The sequence below is a fragment of the Shewanella canadensis genome (assembly GCF_003966225.1).
Lineage (GTDB): Bacteria > Pseudomonadota > Gammaproteobacteria > Enterobacterales > Shewanellaceae > Shewanella > Shewanella canadensis.
In genome coordinates this window covers 443,050-461,953 of sequence record NZ_RXNU01000001.1, presented here as the reverse complement: position 1 = coordinate 461,953, position 18,904 = coordinate 443,050, and the positions used below count along the sequence as shown (strand labels likewise).

Annotated in this window: 13 protein-coding genes and 1 riboswitch; of the genes, 2 read left to right on the top strand and 11 right to left on the bottom strand. The window is 45.4% G+C overall.

Going from position 1 to position 18,904, the window contains the following annotated elements:
- Window positions 1-8: 8 nt before the first annotated feature.
- The 4 genes from EKG38_RS02030 to EKG38_RS02015 all read right to left on the bottom strand — a co-directional run bounded on the left by EKG38_RS02030 (window position 9) and on the right by EKG38_RS02015 (window position 4,066).
- Window positions 9-503 carry a hypothetical protein gene (locus tag EKG38_RS02030; RefSeq protein ID WP_126518182.1) on the bottom strand — a complete coding sequence of 165 codons (495 nt, stop codon included), beginning with the start codon at window positions 501-503 and terminating at the stop codon, window positions 9-11.
- Between the two features lie 88 nt (window positions 504-591).
- On the bottom strand, window positions 592-1,698 hold the full coding sequence (locus tag EKG38_RS02025; protein ID WP_126518180.1) for a succinylglutamate desuccinylase/aspartoacylase family protein: 1,107 nt from the start codon (window positions 1,696-1,698) through the stop codon (window positions 592-594).
- 103 nt (window positions 1,699-1,801) lie between these two features.
- Window positions 1,802-3,154, bottom strand: a complete 1,353-nt coding sequence (gene lysC, locus EKG38_RS02020) for a lysine-sensitive aspartokinase 3 (RefSeq protein WP_126518178.1) — start codon at window positions 3,152-3,154, stop codon at window positions 1,802-1,804.
- A 134-nt stretch (window positions 3,155-3,288) separates the two neighbouring features.
- Window positions 3,289-3,464: riboswitch (Lysine riboswitch) on the bottom strand.
- Window positions 3,465-3,628: 164 nt separating this feature from the next.
- Window positions 3,629-4,066, bottom strand: coding sequence for a DUF3293 domain-containing protein (locus EKG38_RS02015; protein WP_126518176.1), 438 nt, complete (start codon window positions 4,064-4,066; stop codon window positions 3,629-3,631).
- A gap of 578 nt (window positions 4,067-4,644) precedes the next feature.
- On the opposite strand from EKG38_RS02015, the gene arcA reads away from it, so the two are divergent.
- Window positions 4,645-5,364, top strand: coding sequence for a two-component system response regulator ArcA (gene arcA, locus EKG38_RS02010; protein WP_012141162.1), 720 nt, complete (start codon window positions 4,645-4,647; stop codon window positions 5,362-5,364).
- Window positions 5,365-5,701: 337 nt separating this feature from the next.
- On the opposite strand, the gene EKG38_RS02005 is transcribed toward arcA, so the two are convergent.
- Window positions 5,702-7,999, bottom strand: coding sequence for a S9 family peptidase (locus EKG38_RS02005; protein ID WP_126518174.1), 2,298 nt, complete (start codon window positions 7,997-7,999; stop codon window positions 5,702-5,704).
- Window positions 8,000-8,256: 257 nt separating this feature from the next.
- Here EKG38_RS02005 and EKG38_RS02000 point away from each other — a divergent pair, with 257 nt between their 5' ends.
- Window positions 8,257-9,246, top strand: coding sequence for a class 1 fructose-bisphosphatase (locus EKG38_RS02000; RefSeq protein ID WP_012141160.1), 990 nt, complete (start codon window positions 8,257-8,259; stop codon window positions 9,244-9,246).
- A gap of 89 nt (window positions 9,247-9,335) precedes the next feature.
- Here the strand turns inward: EKG38_RS02000 and EKG38_RS01995 are convergent, their stop codons facing one another.
- From EKG38_RS01995 to EKG38_RS01970, 6 genes are all read right to left on the bottom strand, one after another.
- On the bottom strand, window positions 9,336-10,133 hold the full coding sequence (locus tag EKG38_RS01995; protein ID WP_126518172.1) for a DUF1338 domain-containing protein: 798 nt from the start codon (window positions 10,131-10,133) through the stop codon (window positions 9,336-9,338).
- Between the two features lie 225 nt (window positions 10,134-10,358).
- On the bottom strand, window positions 10,359-11,819 hold the full coding sequence (gene astD / locus EKG38_RS01990) for a succinylglutamate-semialdehyde dehydrogenase (RefSeq protein WP_126518170.1): 1,461 nt from the start codon (window positions 11,817-11,819) through the stop codon (window positions 10,359-10,361).
- An 8-nt stretch (window positions 11,820-11,827) separates the two neighbouring features.
- Entirely contained in the window at window positions 11,828-12,847 is a 1,020-nt protein-coding gene (gene astA / locus EKG38_RS01985) for an arginine N-succinyltransferase (RefSeq protein ID WP_126518168.1), read from the bottom strand.
- Between the two features lie 135 nt (window positions 12,848-12,982).
- Window positions 12,983-14,200: an aspartate aminotransferase family protein gene (locus tag EKG38_RS01980; RefSeq protein WP_126518167.1), complete on the bottom strand. Its 1,218-nt coding sequence runs from the start codon at window positions 14,198-14,200 to the stop codon at window positions 12,983-12,985.
- A 663-nt stretch (window positions 14,201-14,863) separates the two neighbouring features.
- Window positions 14,864-16,006, bottom strand: coding sequence for an HDOD domain-containing protein (locus tag EKG38_RS01975; protein ID WP_126518747.1), 1,143 nt, complete (start codon window positions 16,004-16,006; stop codon window positions 14,864-14,866).
- 224 nt (window positions 16,007-16,230) lie between these two features.
- The gene (locus EKG38_RS01970) at window positions 16,231-18,714 is read right to left on the bottom strand and encodes a S9 family peptidase (protein ID WP_126518166.1); all 2,484 of its coding nucleotides are present in this window, start codon (window positions 18,712-18,714) and stop codon (window positions 16,231-16,233) included.
- Window positions 18,715-18,904: the final 190 nt, after the last annotated feature.

The window sequence follows — 18,904 nt, the reverse complement described above, 5'->3', positions numbered from 1 at the left end:
AGCTACAACTAATACTTTTCAGAGTTATCTAAAGGGCTATAATCGATCTCGATTTCGACAGTAGAAAACTGTTTCTCACCTTGCAATGACCGGTATAAGGGAAGTAAATCAGCCTTATTGTATAACGGCGTTAATCGATAAGTCTGGGAAGCAATCTCTTCCACATTAAATTGATTAGTTAGTGACTCTATACTCTCAAGCGTCTGTACAACAAACGTTCCTTTAAGTACTCCAAACTCAGACATGCTATGATTGAAAACTCTTAATCCCCGACTTAAAGTTTTCTCTTGAACTATAAATTTCTCACCATTAAGCTCATAACTGGTACTACCATTTGTTGACAGCTTTAAACGCGATAAACTTTGCTCAGAAACAGTAGCATCTCGTTTCTCAAGATCTTGTATCACGGATTTAGCATTGAGTACCTGTGGTTCTTTATTTGCTTCGTCAGATGAACATGACGCAGTAAAAACCAATATTGCAGTTAAAGTGATAAACCTCATAATGCTCCTTAATCCCTTAATCACATTGAACAACCCCAAGCTTACACACTATTGCAACATCGCTGCAACTGTGACAATCAAGTTTCAACTAAATCTCAAACACCTGCGTCATCACCTTATACATCTCAGTTCCTTGATAAACCGATGCCGAGGCAAAATGTAAAATAGGCACACAGTCCTGGCTCAGACTCAGTGGCGTAAGCACACGTTCACTACCATAAAGGTCGAGTCGAAGAATATTTGCCAGCGGGCTTCCAGCCTCAAGGGGTTCGCCTAGCCTTGCCAGGTATTCCACCATGCCTCCCATAGGCGCATGATACTTTTTATAATCTTTAAGATAGCAGGCATAACGTGACATCTTTGCAGGCTCAACTTCTTGAGCGATAACGCCACGGAAACTCAGGTAAGCTAAAATCCCTTTAGCATCAATGAGTGCATCTTCCAAGTGAATGTACTCCTGAGGCCCCAACTCCAGAGTAAAGGCTGAAACTGGCACCTTACATTCACGCCCAATAGCGTTCATATAGTCACTTAGCTGCCACCATGGACAAAAAACAGACTCATCCATTGCACCACCAAACTCATTGGGAATAAGTAAGGTATAGGGAATAGAGAAGAGTGACGCGGCATCGGCTTCATATTCGGGGCAATAGAGGTGTTTACAGGATTTTGGACCTGTATGCAGGTCTAAGACGATATCAGCCTGATGTGCCATCGACTGTAGGCTAACCGCCTGCCTGTGTCCTGAGGTTACTCCCCACTCATCGGACAGGCGCTGATGACAACCTTCCACCAGCATCTCTCTAAAATGAATAAAGATCTCTGTGTTGCTCAGTTCTTGATGCGCTTCATACCATTGAGTGACATTGACCTTATGATCTAAATACTCCCTATTCCAATTCACGCCGGTGATGGGATCGAAACGGCCTAAGGTAAACTCGCCGCTCTTTTGATTGATCCCCAAAGGGTTAGCCAAAGGGACAAGCGTGATATCACCACATAAGGTATACCCTTCTAACAGCTGCATAAGCTGATAAATGACGGCATTACCCTGCACCTCGGCGCCATGAACATTGGCTTGAATATAGACACTCGGCGCCGTTGCTTTTTCAGCCTTTAAGCTGAATATCGGGACAGTAAGATCTGGACCCGTGGCCAATTCACCTATCTTAAGCGACGATTGGGTAACGCTCATTATTTATCCTTTACCAACTAGTAGTTTCGAAACAATGGCTCAAAACTAATGCTAGAAACTAAACTAATGCTCGAAACTAATGCTCAAAACAATCGTCCTAAAACTATTGCTCGAACAGGTTCTTATGAAGTGCACTCACAACTTGAGCCGCTTCAGATTCAGACACTAACACGCAGAGGTTATGCGGGCTGGCCCCCTGACAGATCATTCTCACATTATGAGGCTCTAGCACTTCAAATACCCGGCGACACACACCCGGGGTAGAAGCGATCTTATTACCCACTATGGCCACTAATGCCAAATCATCTTCGACTCGAACGCGGCAGTGTTGTGACAACTCTTGCAGTAGCGCTTCGCTCAGTAGGCCATTTCCCGCAGAGTCTGAACCCGTCTTATCTAACGTCAATGAGACATTCACTTCGGAGGTCGTGATCAGATCGACACTGATCTTGTGTCTTGCAAGAGTGGCAAATGTTTCAGCCAGGAAGCCTTGAGCATGAAGCATCTGCAGGCTATGGAGATTAAGCAATGTTTGATCACGACGAACCGCTACGGCCCTGTAAACCGGCTCATCTTCAACTTGATGACGGATCCAGGTCCCGCCTCTTTCAGGTTCACGGCTGGAACCGACAAACACCTGAATTTTTTGCCTTACTGCCGGTAAAATTGTCGCTGGGTGCAATACTTTAGCACCGAAGGTTGCCATCTCAGCAGCCTCATTAAAGCTTATCTCAGCAATGGGCCTGGCTTTAGGCGCCAAGCGAGGATCGGTCGTATAGATCCCCGCCACATCGGTCCAAATTTCGACAGCCGTCGCTTTCAAGGCCTCAGCCAATAACGCCGCCGAGTAATCGCTGCCACCACGGCCCAATGTTGTCGTACACCCATTTTCATCGGCACCGATAAAACCTTGCGTCACGATTCGCTGTGAGCTTAATAGTGGTGCTAAATACTCATCGGCGAGCAGGGCAACTTGCTCAATTTGAGGTTCTGCCCGGCCGAAGTGACTATCTGTTCGCATCACCTGACGAATATCGAACGCACTGGCCGCCTCCCCTTTCTCTCTGAGTACCGCAGCAAATAGAGCCGATGAACACTGCTCACCTTGGGCGAGTAGCTCATCCATTGTCGCTTTGTTTCTATTACGACTGAGCTCTTCGCTAAGCGATGAGATACGACTGAGCACAGTATCTAATCTTGCGGCAACCTCTTGTGGGCTGCCCAAAGCATCGAGTATTTGATATTGAATATGAGCAATTTTCTTAATGAGCTGCATCCTACGCTCATCGCAGGTTTGCTCTTGGGTCAACTCAACAAGAAGGTTAGTGACGCCACTGGACGCGCTGACGACAACAACTCGAGTATCGGGGTTAGCAAGAATAATATCGGCACAGCGACTCATCGCAGCATAATCTGCTACAGAGGTGCCACCAAACTTAGCAACAATCAGGGACATGATTCGGCCTCCACATAAAGTAGACACAGGCCAGAAAAACAGGGATATAAAACTATCATTATTACGCTCCGAACATAATTCGTTCGAAGAGCCTGGTGCAAAGATTACGCACCCCAAGAAGGGAAATGACGATCATCACCAGAAGCTCTCCACCAATAAACAGGTGACAATCGATGGGATTCAGCCCAAATGACCGATATTGTATACGTCAAAATACATCAATATCTCGGCGCTAATCTCCCTCATAAGTCATCATCAGAGTTTGGCCTCTTCAAACTTACTACCTAGTTAACGCTCCTCTTCTGTACCTAATCCCGAGCACTTAAATAAATGCCAGAAGAAGGAATATAAAAATTATCAAATTTTGACCAATTAAGTCAATGAATAAAAATGGCAAAGTGCCAATGAATTGGAAAACCTGCTTTAACTTTGTGAAATTGTCAGTATTCGACTCAAAAGAGGGGCGCTTAACCTTTAATCAAAATCAGGAAGCTCGTTAACTAAACGTACCCGGGGGGAAAAAGGACCGATCACCACCTCTTCTTGCTGTTTAGTTTTTGATAAAAGGCAAGGGATCAGCTGTAATTTATCATGCTCGACAAAATAGATCGCATTTTGATTAAATTGACAACCGAGTCGTATTGCAGATGCCTTATCTATCGAAACGGCCCAACTCTTCTCCATGTGACAGCGATCGGCTGAGGCACCAATCATGGCGCGATAGGGTCTATGTAATTGTTGAATTTCGAATTGAAGCCGCCTGTCGAGAAGACGGTTTTGACTGGCTGAGAGAATCTGCCCTTTTGGGTTATGTGCGGTAATTATTGCAAATGAAAGTTCAGAGGATAATGCTTGTGTAAAAAGAAACTCCGCCTCTTGATAGCATTGCCACTGGCTGTTTAACTCACTCATCTGGACCATATTCCCCAATTTAATTCAAAATATTATAGCAAATCCAATATATCTTCCAAGTGGCGTGACACAGGTCACACCATAATATTTTACTGCACCCAACAAAATCAAATACTTATAGTGGTTGGCGTGACTTAGATCATATCCACAAGTAAATTTGTTAACATTTCATTTGTTAACAAATGCCTAAAACGAGTACAATAGTCTCTGTTGATTCGCTTACCATCACTAAAAGGTAAGAAGCTTTTTGTTACAAATAGATCTGACAGTGAACAAAGAGTTAGCCAGATTCCTGTATAAAATGTGAACTGAATAGAGTTTCACATCTTTACTTCAAAAAAATTTAATTCTAGGGGAACTAATCTCCGCTATTGTTAATCGAAGTGGATACAGCTCGCGTTACATTTATTGAGATACGCATACTTTACTAATCATGGAAGCGTGTTGCTGTTTCAGGCCAGTTTTGAAAGCACCTACTAGAGCAGTAAATAGTCAACAGGACAAGTTCGAGCGTTACTATCGCTAAGATATTACGCGCTCATGGTTAGAACAGATTTGAACAAATTAGGTAAATTAATATGCAAAACCCGCACATTCTGATCGTTGAAGATGAAGCCGTTACCCGGAACACGCTAAGAAGTATTTTCGAGGCCGAAGGATATGTGGTAACTGAAGCCAATGATGGCGCAGAAATGCATAAAGCCATGCAGGAAAACAAAATCAATTTGGTTGTTATGGATATCAACCTTCCTGGTAAAAACGGTCTTTTGTTAGCACGTGAACTTCGTGAAATTAACAACATTGGTCTGATCTTCCTAACGGGTCGTGACAATGAAGTTGATAAGATTTTGGGTCTGGAAATTGGTGCTGATGATTACATCACTAAGCCATTCAACCCACGTGAGCTGACTATCCGTGCTCGTAACCTGTTGACTCGCGTTAACAGCACTGGCGCCGAATCAGAAGAGAAGAGTGCCGTTGAGTACTATCGCTTCAATGGTTGGAGCCTTGAAATTAACAGCCGTTCTTTGGTTAGCCCACAAGGTGAGTCTTACAAGCTGCCACGTAGCGAATTCCGCGCTATGCTGCACTTCGTTGAGAACCCAGGCAAGATCCTAAGCCGTGCCGACCTTCTGATGAAGATGACGGGTCGCGAGCTTAAGCCACATGACCGTACTGTCGATGTAACTATTCGTCGTATCCGTAAGCACTTCGAAAGCTTACCTGATACGCCAGAAATCATCGCAACGATCCACGGTGAAGGTTATCGTTTCTGCGGTAACTTAGAAGAAGCATAAAGCTAGCGCTTATCTTGCTATTCAATAAAAAAGCCAGTCTAACGACTGGCTTTTTTTACATAAGATTTCGAGGCTCGAAAAAAACAAAGATGTCAGCCTTCGGCCTATCGTTTCGCGGACGGCTTGCGCCTATTGGACGAGCTAGGCTCTAATCGGAAAAGACAAAGCTACAAGCATTCGACATAATCCCTTTCCTACAGCCAACAACGTTGGCATCGATTAACTCACGCAGTGAGTGTCATCTTAGCTTCTACAGCCAGCAACGCTGGCGTCGTTTAGCTCACGTAGTGAGCGTCCTGGGTCCTAGCGCCTAGAACCTAGACTCTTATGACTCCCCCTACTTCAATTCTCTTTCCAGAAAATTTGCCAGAGATCGATACAGATGTGTTCTTACTTTTTCGCCGCGCATCGAGTGCTTAGAGCCTGGATAATCGATCATCTGGAATAACTTACCTTCATCCTGCAGCGCCTTGTATACCTTAGTGCTGTTCTCAAAAAGCACGTTATCATCGGCCATACCGTGGTACATCAACAGACCCGATTGATAGTTTTCCACATAGGGAAGCACACTACTGGCTTCATAGCCCTTAGCATTCTTTTCAGGATGGCCAAGGTAGCGCTCGGTATAATGGGTGTCATACAGCGCCCAGTCGGTCACCGGCGCACCGGAGATTGCCGCCTTAAAGTAATCCGGGGCCTTAAATAACCCCATCAGGGCCATGTAACCACCGTAGCTATGCCCATAAAGCGCGATATTATCACCCTCCACATAGGGCAGCGTTCTTAAGTAGTCCACACCGGCTTTTTGATCGTTAACTTCCGCCTCACCTAGATGTTTATAGATAACATGTTCAAATCGGGTTCCACGATGAGCAGAGCCACGATTATCGAGCTGGAATACCATAAATCCTTGTTGAAGCAGGTACTGAGTAAAGTAATCATGTTCACTCCAACTGTTCACGACCAGCTGCGCATGTGGGCCTCCATAGACGCGCACGACCACAGGATACTGCTTATCTTTGTCGAAGTTTATGGGTTTAAACAGACGATACTGAAGTGATTGACCATCTTCGGCCTTAACCTGCCCGAATTCAGGCACCTGCCATAATCCCAGGTACTCATTGAGTGGGTGAGTCGAATCCAGCTTATTCTGCTCAACCCAAGCAAGATGCTGACCCTTATCGCCATGTAAACTGACTTGAGGTGGCTGCACCAGAGAGCTGAAATAATCCAGATATACAGCCTCATTCTCGGCAAACACAGGTGAGTGCATTCCCCGACGTTGACTCACACCTTCAATTTCACCACCGGTTAGGGCTACACGATAAATGTGTTGTTCAACGGCAGTATCTTTACGGCCAGTGAAATAGATCCAACCCCCCTTCTCGTCGACAAACTCAACGGCGTCGACAACCCAGTCGCCCGATGTCAGCTGTTTCTTCACTTCGCCATCTAAACTTATAAGGTAAAGGTGATTAAAACCATCACGCTCTGAGGCCCAGATAAAGCTCTCCTGCAGCTTCAGGAAGTACAGATCATTGTTGAGATTTACCCAGGCATCACTCCGCTCTTCAACTAAATTTTTAGGCTTGTCGGTTCGTTCGATATCAACCACTCGCAGATCGAGTACCTGCTGGTTACGACTCTGCCACTGATATGAGAGGCGTTTACTATCGGGTAACCATTTCACTCTGGGCAGGTAGATATCTTGCTCTTTTCCCAGCTCTACCCAACTGACTTTTTTGCTGGCAAGTTTTACGATACCTAATGAGATTTTAACGTTGTTCTTACCGGCATAAGGATAACGTTGCTCGGTCAGCTTGATACCATCGGCATAGATCTCATTGCGGGTAACCAGCTCAACATCAGACTCGTCGATTCGGGTATAGGCTATGGCGCTCTCATCCGGCGACCACCAGTAACCCGTCATGCGGTCCATCTCTTCCTGAGCCACGAACTCGGCCATCGCATTTTTTATCGCGCCGCCACCATCCGTTGTCATCTCCAACAGCGACATATCTTTCAACGTTAAAACAAATAGGTTTTGGTCCCGCACAAATGAGACATACTTCCCTTTGGGTGAAAGGCGAGCATCGGTAGCAAAGCCCTCACCAGTCGGCAGTAACGTCACCTTGTTATCGCTTAACGAGTAATAGTAAAGCACACCGGATGCAGGAATTAATATTGCCTGACTATCATCAGACCAAAAATACTCCATGATCCCCTGGCCATAAATTCGTTGCCGTTCACGCCTCGCCTTCTCCTCATCGGAGAGCTCACCTATGGTTAACTTATCGGCATCGAGCAAGATAGATTGCTTGCCAGACTCGACATCCATCTGCCATAAATCATAAAAATGCTGATTATCCTTACGTCCGGCTAAATAGGTCACCCTTTTGCCATCGGGAGATAATTTCAGTCCTCGGGGACTCGTCCCCGCTAGCGCCGGCGAAGCATACATACGCTCGATTGACAGGGGAGACTTACCCGCTTTTGAGAGAGTTTTCAGCATCTCACCAGTAACGATTCCTTGATTGACTTCGGTTTGAGATAGCTGATTCTGGCTTGCATTAATTTGCGTGGAAAGAAGCATAGGCACCGCCATAAGAGCTGAAGTTATCCATTTTTTTGTCATTATTATTTCCTGGACTTAAATCTATCTTAGTAATACAGCCAACCATCACAACCACACGCTGGATTTTGTGATGATTGAACAAAAATATCGCCCGTCATTGTGCACTAAAGTCCGATAAAACAACAAGCGTCGTTATTTGCTATATATTTGAGCCTAACCTACGCTGAAAAAAGGTTCGATCTCAGGTATGATCCGCTCAAATAAAAGTTTACCGACCTCAACTCGAACCCAAACTCGAAATTGTCATAGGAAATAACATGCAGACCTTGGCCCAAAACCTGACGTCACAAGGGGTAAATGCCTCTCTGACTCAGCTTATTCATACCTTAGCTAACACCTCCAAAGAGATCAGTCATGCCGTACGCCACGGCGCGCTTGCCGGTGTACTCGGTGCGACTGAGCAAGAAAATGTTCAAGGTGAGACACAGAAAAAACTCGACGTTATCACCAACGACATGCTCAAAGATGCGTTAAAGGGCGATGACACAGTTCGCGGTCTGGCATCGGAAGAGGAAGATTATATTGTCGAAGTCGGTGACAAGGGCGAATATCTGGTCTGTTTCGACCCGCTCGACGGCTCATCGAACATAGATATTAACTCGTTAGTGGGCACTATTTTTTCCGTACTTCCAGCCCCAACAGGTGAGCTATCCGAATCCAGCTTCCTACAAGCGGGTCGTCAGCAAGTCGCTGCGGGTTATGTGCTTTATGGCCCTTCGACCATGTTAGCGTTAACAACGGGTCAGGGGGTACAACTGTTCACCTTAAACCCTGAAACCAATGAATACCTGCTAACAACTGAAGCGATGAGCATCAGTAAAGACACGGGTGAGTTTGCCATCAATATGTCTAATCAGCGTTTCTGGGAAGCACCGATGCAGACTTACATCAGCGATCTGCTGCTTGGCACTATCGGTCCGAGAGAAAAAGCCTTCAACATGCGCTGGATAGCGGCTATGGTTGGCGATGTTCACCGCGTCCTTTCTCGTGGCGGTATCTTCACTTACCCGACAGACAACAAAAATCCGCAGAAGCCATACAAACTAAGATTGATGTATGAAGCGAATCCTATGTCATTCTTGGTCGAACAAGCTGGCGGTAAGGCATCTACAGGCTATGAAACCATAATGGATATCCAACCGAGTGAGATCCACCAGCGTGTGGCTGTCATCTTAGGTTCGGCGAACGAAGTCGATGCCTGCCTGAACTATCATGGTTTAGATTACAGCGAAGAGCCACAACTGTAGGTTGTAAGCTATAAGTTGTAAGTAAAGGTAAAAAGGAGCCCTGTTAGGCTCCTTTTTTATGGCGAATTAAAGACAAACATTAACTTGCATTAACTTGCATTAGTGCTCTCAAAAATTTTATCCGCTGAGGCTGCCACAAAGCCTGTGTAAAGCTTTCCGTCAGACTTAGGGTAGCGCAAGGCAAACTCATAGAAACAGCTTGGGATCTCTTTCTGAGAGCCTTTAAAGCTTACTTCTATCTTATCTGCCATAGTCGAAGACTGTTCAAGCAAAACTTCTGCCGAGCCTTTGACCTCACCACCGGCAGAGTTAAGAGCAAAGCCTCCCCTCTTAAGCGTTTCATTGACATCTAAAATGCTGGTGTATCCGGGCAGGTGATTAATTGATACCGTAAAATGATTTGCACGGTAGCCGAATGCGGCTACCCAAGCTGCATATTCACTCTCTGCAAGCAAGGCTTCATAAGTAGGATAATCCAACTCCCAGTGGCGGCCAGAATAGAGGAAATTGTCCGCAGTTGTGGCTGATTCCTCAATTTGAGCGACTAACCCTTTGATTATTGTCTGCAGCTCACCACTAAACTCTTCAACAAGCAGCTCAGAGATAAACACTTTTGGTTGAGTCGCATCCGGGTGCTCAAAATGTTTGGCTTTAAGCTTCTTAGCTTCAAAATTATAATCGCCGCAATCCACATAACCTAAGGCTTCGAAGTGAGCGGACAATACCGCCAAATTAACCTTCTCAATATTAAACGTCCGCAGGGCAATATGGTCGTTAATAATGGTGTCGCCCTTGGACAAGAGTTGATGAACCTTAGCCGCCGAAGGCGTCATTTCAACATAATCATTCCAAAGGGATCCAAAAAGCTTGTTAATATCTGTGTGCATCAATTTTTTCCTTGAGGGCATCGTGTCGCCAATCGCAAACTGCGTGGGCAAAATCTTTTATTCTCTTCGCGAGAGGTCTTTTATTATTTTCACGAGAAGCGTTTTATTATTTTAACTAGATGATCGAACCAGAGTAGAGGTGCTCTTTCCTGTGTCTCTTAAAAAAGCGGGAAATACCATAACGATATTTCCCACCTTATTTTTTATAGCTCAGAGCCCTATTACCTAAAGGCTCAAACCAGGACTCAAATTAGCGGGAAGGCTAACTTCATCGGCTTCGACAGATGCAACCGGGTAAGCACAGTAGTCGGCAGCATAAAACGCGCTCGCTCTATGGTTACCCGACGCGCCTACGCCACCGAAGGGTGCCGCACCTGATGCGCCTGTGATCTGCTTGTTCCAGTTAACAATACCGGCACGAATACGGGCAAGGAAATACTCATAGTCGTCACGACTATCGGCAAGGATCCCGGCAGAGAGTCCGTAACGGGTATTGTTCGCTAACTTGATCGCCTCATCGAAATCAGTATAACGCACGACTTGCAGCAGAGGACCGAAGTACTCCTCATCAGGCAGTTCGATAACCTGAGTCACATCGATTAACCCTGGAGATACAAGGCCCGTTCCCGCTTCAATATGAGTCAGCTCGACTAATGAAGTCCCACCTAAGTTCGCCAGGTTACGTTGAGCCTCTACCATACCTTTAGCGGCAGTTTCTGAGATCATCGATCCCATAAACGGCTGTGGCTGGGCATTCCAGGCGCCAACCACAATACGCTTAACGGCGTCGGTAAGTTGAGCCAGCAGAGCATCGCCCTCAGCACCTTTCTCAACATACAAGCGACGCGCGCAGGTACAGCGTTGGCCTGATGAGATATATGCCGACTGAATAATGTCGTGTACTGCAGCCTTCCTGTCTTTAACGCCTTTGATGATAAGAGGGTTATTTCCTCCCATCTCTAATGCCAGAATTTTTCCGGGTTCGCCGGCATACTGTTGATGCAAGATATGCCCGGTGCGAGAACTTCCGGTAAAGAACAGACCATCAATCTGGGGGTGAGATGCCAGCGCTTTTCCGGTTTCAACTTCACCTTGAACTAAGTTGATAACACCGGCAGGCAATCCCGCCTTCTCCCAAAGCTTCAACATCAACTCGGCGACTTTAGGCGTTAACTCCGAAGGCTTGAAGACCACTGTGTTACCCGCTAACAGTGCAGGCACAATATGTCCGTTAGGCAGATGGCCTGGGAAATTATATGGGCCAAATACGGCAACGACACCATGGGGCTTGTGACGAAGAACCGCACGTCCTGCAGGCGTGTCATTTTCTGTTGTTCCGGTGCGCTTATTGTAAGCGGCTACCGATAAACCAATCTTGCCAATCATGGCACCGGCTTCAGTCGCCGTTTCCCATTGTGGCTTTCCGGTCTCTTGAGCGATCACTTCGGCTATCTCAGCTTTATTTTCTTCCAGCTGGGCACGGTAAGCTTCAACAATCGCAAGGCGACCCTCAAAACCCAGCATGAACCAGTCAAACTGCGCTTCACGTGCAGCTTCGACAGCAGTATTAACCTGCTCTGGCGTCGCAGTTTGGCTGTTCCAGATAACGTCATTATTTGCTGGGTTCTTTGAAGTCACTTCGTGACCTAGGCCGGCAACCCACTGGCCTTTAATAAATTGAGTCATATTTCTTCCTACAAAGCCAAAATGCGGATCTCGTCACCTTGCTCGAGCAATAAGCCAGCTGCGAGTTCAGGAGAGATTGTCACTTCGTTACTACCTTCGGTCAGCAAAAGTTTCCCAGAGGTGGCACGGTAATTAGCTAATTGAGTATTTGAGATAATAAAGTTGGTATCAGATTCAGGAGCATCGCCGATATTCACGGTCAATAACCGGCTCTCTTTGACGGAACGAATATCACTGAGATTACACTCAACCGTCGGTCCACCATCGAAAATATCTACATATCCACGACACCTGAACCCTTCGGCTTGCAGCAAGTTCAGTGCGGGTCGGGTATTGGCGTGTACTTCACCGATGACTTTCTGAGCGTCTTCCGGTAATAAACAGACATACACAGCATTTTTAGGCATCATCTCAGCCATAAATGCTTTCTGTCCAAGTCCGGAAAGATAATCGGCCTCGACAAAATCGATACCTAAGAAATGCTTCTGTAACCAATCATAAAATGGCGAATTACCATTTTCATCGCTCTCACCACGCATTTCTGCAATTACAGTTTCACCGAATCGCTGTGCATGTTGGGCTAAAAACAGAAAACGGCTTCGTGATAACATTCTGCCGTTATTGTTCTTTCGATATGAGCTACGCAAGAAAAGCGTACAGAGCTCAGCCGCTCCCGTGTAATCGTGGCACAGGGTTAATGTTTCGACTTCATTTCTCACATCGATCTGTTCTGAATAATAAACTTCAGTTCCCAATCGATAGTGATAGAAAGCATCTTCCATTCCAACGGCCGCCTCCAGACCACAAGTACCAACGACTTCACCGGTATCTGTATCTTCGAGCACCATCAGGTAGCCTTCATCGAATGGCTTATCGACCTGTTTTAGAAATGAAGCTTCTACACGGGCAATTTTCTTTCTTAATAGTTCTTCATTGACCGGCAATGAAGTAAATCCGTGCCCGGATTCTTCAGCTATTTGATAAAGCGCTTCAAAGTCGCTAGATCGGATAGGACGTATAATTAACATCTCAGGATCTCCTCACTTTCACTTGTCGCTTAACGATCCCTATCCAATATAAGACAAGTAGATCACAGTTAAGGTTCAAGTACTCCCAATGACAAAAAAAGAGTGCGTGATATTAATCAGCACTCTTCATGTCATTTAGGCCGCAACGACTTTAGCAACTGCACGTTCAAAGCGTGCTAAACCTTCGGCGATGTCGGCTTCAGGAATAACCAGAGAAGGAGTGAAACGAACAACGTTTGCCCCTGCGATTAGGCTCATTAGGCCTTCGGCAGTAGCAGCGACCAAGAACTCTTTAGCACGGCCCAGGTATTTATCATTGAGCACAGCACCTAGTAATAGTCCCTGACCACGCACTTCAGTGAAAACATCATACTTTTCGTTTATCTTATTTAGACCATCACGCAGTAACTGCTCACGTACTTTTACGCCTTGCAATACCTCTGGAGTATTAACCACATCGAGTACGGCATTAGCTATGGCGCACGCCAATGGATTACCACCATAGGTCGAACCATGAGTACCAATCTTAAGATGTTCGGCAATATCTTTAGTGGTTAACATAGCCGCAATCGGGAATCCGCCGCCAAGTGCCTTCGCCGTAGTCAGTACGTCAGGGATAACATCTGAGCGCATGTAGGCATATAACTCACCCAAACGGCCAACACCGGTTTGAACTTCATCGAATACAAGTAGGGCATTGTGCTTATCACACAAAGAACGAACAGCTTTGAGGAATTCAGGGTCTGCATCGATGATCCCGCCTTCACCTTGAAGCGGCTCCATCATAATGGCGCAAGTCTTATCTGAGATCACGGCTTCGAGAGCGGCAATATCATTGAATGGTACGTGCGTAATGCCCTGTGGCTTAGGACCGAAGCCATCAGAGTATGCCGCTTGGCCACCAACACTAACGGTGAAGAAAGTACGACCATGGAACGCCTTATCGAAAGCGATGATTTGATCTTTCTCAACGCCAAACTTATCCATAGCATAACGACGAACCAGTTTAAGTGCCGCTTCGTTAGCTTCTGCACCTGAGTTAGCAAAGTACACACGATCGGCAAACGTAGCGTTAACCAGCTTTGTTGCAAGTTCGAGAGCGGGTTCATTAGTCATCACATTCGAAAGGTGCCATAGTTTCTCACCTTGTTCTTTCAATGCACCAACCAGTGCCGGGTGACAGTGCCCTAAACAGTTCACTGCGATGCCGCCGGCAAAATCGATAAACTCATTACCCTCTTGATCCCAAACTCGGCTACCTTCTCCACGAACAGGAATTACTGCCGAAGGCGCATAGTTAGGCACCATCACTTCATCAAATTGGGCTCTTGTCAGGGTGTTGTTTACGCTCATACCTTCTCATCCTTTATTATTGTTAATGGCTCTGAAAGCCACTACTTCCCGCCTTTTATCATTATCAAAAGTCTTGATGGCGGTGATTATTTAGATTGCTTAAGTGACATTAATAACGAAAATGTGATCAAAATACCAGTTTCTTACACTCAAGTACGAACATCAGTGCACATTTAATGCATAAAGAGTTGAGTTTAAGAATTATACAAGCGCTTATGGCGGGGGTTTTAAGCATAATTAGTCATAAAAAAAGTTATTTGAGACGAATTAGGCTAAGTATGCAGGCTGCCTGCATAAATAACCGAACAAAACACCAGACGAAGATGAGATTAACTTCTTTTTTAAGGAGTAAATTAAGAAATCAAGACGAAGGAAAAACAAAGTTGGGGAGTGTGATATACCCAAGCCACTTGGAAATGCAGGATTCAGTGGGAATTTAATGCGCTTTAGGCAAGACATTGATTGTAGGTAATGGTTGTTCCCTTGGCAAAATCAATAACGCAGAATAAAGCACATTAAAACCCATCGTAGAAGGCTTTGCGCAAGCCCACTTCGTTGTTGCATTAGCTTAAAAGGGATCACCATTCCTACACCAATGCGTCTAGAATTGAACTCGCGAAAAGCCTCTGAAACGAGCATTTTCAGGTAGTTTGGGTATATACCTTAAATGATATCTAACTTACGGTAATTTTGGCCTTTTAAACGAATAATCTCTTGCTCAGAAAGCTCATAATAATCGAACATTATCCGTTTCTCTTGGGGGGTAATTTGTCGCATCTCCTCCAGCAAGACTATTTTGGCAAAACAGTTCGCTCGGGCCACCATAGCCGCCCCTTCAGAAAGCTCTTTATAGCTCAGATTATTATCAAGTTCGGCTAACACTTTGGCCATAGCACTATCTTCAAAATTCAATTGATAGAGCAGTTGCCAATTGAGCGAACTCCCATGCTGCAGTACTAATTGATATACTTTTTCGGCTGGAAATTCGGTTGCTATAACAGCGTCATATAGTTCTTTATCTCGACTGTCACTGGCTTCACGAAGCCATTCCCCCCAGATCTCCTCGAACAACTTAGCGCTGTTTTTTAGTACGACGGAAGCGCCCATCTGACTAAGTAACGTACAGGTATAAACAAATGAACCATCAACATCATGCAGCTTAGCTAATGCTTGGGCTGCAATCGCACTAACAACAGAATAACGCCATAATTTTCTGGTGGTCCACAACAGATTAGCATGGCCTGAGGGTAACCAATTTCGAAGACAGAAATAGGGGATCAGTAATTTAAGGTTTTCGACACCAATGAAGTTAAGCACCAGCTTAATATCGGTAACTTTAACATCGGAGCGTTGTGGCCTACGGTGTCTGAAAGAGGGGCTGTTGACGATATTAAGCAGATCTCTTGCAAGCCAAGCCTGTTCGCTTATAAGTGGGCTAAGACGATTAAGATCCAGATTTTTACGCTGCAAAAGCTCTAAAATAAGCAGTTGATTTTCGTTAATTCCCGAGTAGGTGAGTATCGAATCGGGCGATACTAACTGATGTCCTATCGCATTATTAACCGTGTTTATCAGTTGAGTGGAAACCTCTTCAAATACCTGTTTAGCCTGGATCTGCTTCGCCAACCTTTCCAGAATAGCTTCCCGTTCGATAGCAAGCTTACTCGCGTCGGCCTCAAGTTCGGCATCGAGCTCATCATACATAGATCCAGACTTTTGCTTACCAACAATGAGTTGCTGGTATAGCCTATGCTCAATCTCTATGACTTTCCCGGGTCTAACCCCCCCCGCTACCGATATCGCCACTGTCTGCATCTCTCCAATCGTTATCTATCACTATAATTTAGCATAATTTATCCTGAATCCACTGATTATGATGGAGTTTCAACTAAACGAATATCTCAAATGTTGATTTATCACTCGTTTAAATATCCAAATTTAGCAGCAGGGCTTTTGAATCGACCAAAAATGTTCAGGAGTCCCATAAAAAAGGTCTCTAAATAGAGACCTTTTATTATTCTAACCGTAACTTATTTCAGCTCCTGCTCAAATAGTTTATAGATACGACGGTATTCATCCAGCCAACTCGAAGGTTGCTTAAACCCGTGAGGCTCTACCGGGTAAATTGCTGTCTCGAACATCGGCTTCTCTAACTCAATTAAGCGCTGTACCAGGCGAACACTATCCTGGAAGAAGACGTTGTCATCTAATACGCCACTCATGATGAGTAGTGGTTTTTGCAGCCCCTGAGCATGCTCTATGGGTGAGCTTCGTTCAAAGGCAATAGGGTCTACATCAGGGGTGTTAAGTATATTTGAGGTATATGGTGCATTGTAGTGTGCCCAATCCGTCACTGGACGCAGTGCGGCACCGGCCTGGAAAAGCTCAGGCTCTGTAAACAGTGCCATGAAGGTCAGGAAGCCCCCATAGGAGCCGCCATAGGTGCCGACTTTACTTGCATCAACATTAGTTTGGGCGGCCATCCAGCTCACACCATCTTTCAAATCCTCAACTTCAGGGTGTCCCATGTTGCGATACACTGCTGTACGCCAGTCACGTCCATAGCCTTTAGAACCGCGATAATCCATGTCCAGAACCACATAACCTTGCTGAGTTAACAGGTTATGGAACATAAACTCTCTGAAATAACCAGAGAAGCCGTAATGAGCATTTTGAAGGTAGCCTGCGCCATGATTGAAGATCACCGCAGGATACTTCTCACTTCGACTCTTGTCATACCCTTGCGGAAGGTAGACTCGCGCATAGATATCTTCGGCGCCATGAGTTGAAGGTACAGCAACCACTTTGGGGGCTTGCCACTGATACTTCTTGAAGGCGTCACTGGTGTATGAAGTCAGTTGCTGAATATCACCACCGATAGTCTGAATAAATAACTCTCCAGGCTCAGTTCGACGAGACGCGTTGAGTAGCAGACTGTTTCCATCAGGGCTCAAAGTATAATCGAGTTGTCCATCCCACTGGGTTAATTGCTCATCTTTCCCCGTCTTAATAGAGACCCGATACACGTTATCTATGCCAGGATGCTGCTTATTAGCCTTGTAGTAGATAAATTGAGCCTTAGGACCTAAGGTGATGTCACTTACGACAAACTTACCCTGTGTGAGAGGCTCGGCTTGTTTACCCGCTTGCTTAACATAGATATGTGAATAGCCGGTTTCCTCGGAGAGATAATAGAGGTTATTAGTTTCAGGCAACCAGCCAAACTGATTGAAGTTATAGTTAACCCAAGCTTCATCATGCAGTCTGTGTTGGGTCTTCATGGATCCCTTCTCTAGATCCAGTGTCGCTATCCAGCGATCTTTATTATCGACAGCTTCGAGCATGATGGCGACCCGATTGGCAGACTCTTGCCATTGAACGGCACTTTGAGACCAGCCCCAATCCTGCATAAGTTGGATCTTACGAGGTGACTTTTCACTCTTATAAGTGTCGCCCGCTAACTTGGCATTTTCAGACTTAACCCCAGCCAGGACATCTTCGTCGAAACCTTCAAGACCTTCGATAGTGATTTCCTTTAAACTATGAGTTTGAAGGTCGAGTAATACTAAACGCTCCCCGGGTGGGTTATCTTCGGCAACACGAGCCCTTGCAGGAACGGCATCAACATAGCCATCTTTCCCCAGATAATTAGGCATGATGTCATGTTCACTACGCCAACTGTAATCTTTATCAATTAATGACAAGAGCAGGTAACGACCGTCGGGAGAGAGGCTTAAGTCTGACACCGTCTCTTTATCCCCCAAGTACCAGGCTTTTGCGGCAAGCGTGGGATCTAACTTGCTAAGTTCGTTCTGATACTCTTCAGTTTTCTTCGCATTATCTTGCTGCATAGCAATATACTGGATCAATCTATGTTGCTGTTTGGCAATATAGCTCGTCGGAGCCTCAACGCCTTTAGGCTTAACTGCCATCTTGATGCTTGCCAGTTGCTCAAACATACCCGAGTCTTGATGAATACGAAAAACGGTGTCTCCCTGCCAGAAGCCAATATCACCATTAGTTAAAAATCGTACCCCATCTACATTGTCATTTTGCCTCGTAAGCTGAATAATCTGCCCCGTAGCTAACTCCTTTACGAAGAGGTTACCCTGATATATGTAGGCTTTTCGGCTTCTGTTCTTATCAAAGACTCCGGACTCTTGATCGGCATGATGCAATTGGTCCAAATTCAGCAGGGTCGCCTCAGCGGCAGTCACATTCTGGCGATAATAATCTTTTATTGGTGCACCATGCGCTTGCCTCGTAAAGAAGATACTCTGGCTGTCATCTCCCCAGTACGCGCCCTTAGCCATTATTCCCATCCAGTCGGGATTAGCCATGATCTGATTCAAGGTCAGATTTGCTCCGACCTTAGGAGGTGTAGCGAGTTGGACTTGAATATTGGTATGGCTTGCTTGCTTCTGTGCCGTAGAATGATTTTCACTGCTCGCACAGCCACCTAATATTGCTATCGCAATTAAGCTAAGACCAGAGTTACGCATCAGTCCTGTCATTTCCCTTCCTTTATTGTTTTTCAACGAACATCAATACCTCATACAAAGGCAAGGCTCGTTGGTATTATTTTGCGGATATTTATATCACAAATGGAATGGCGTTGAATGAGGAATATTTATAAAACTTGTAACAGAGATTTAAACCAGGATAGGGATGACGACTATTGCTTAAAACATTCAAACCTTTCAG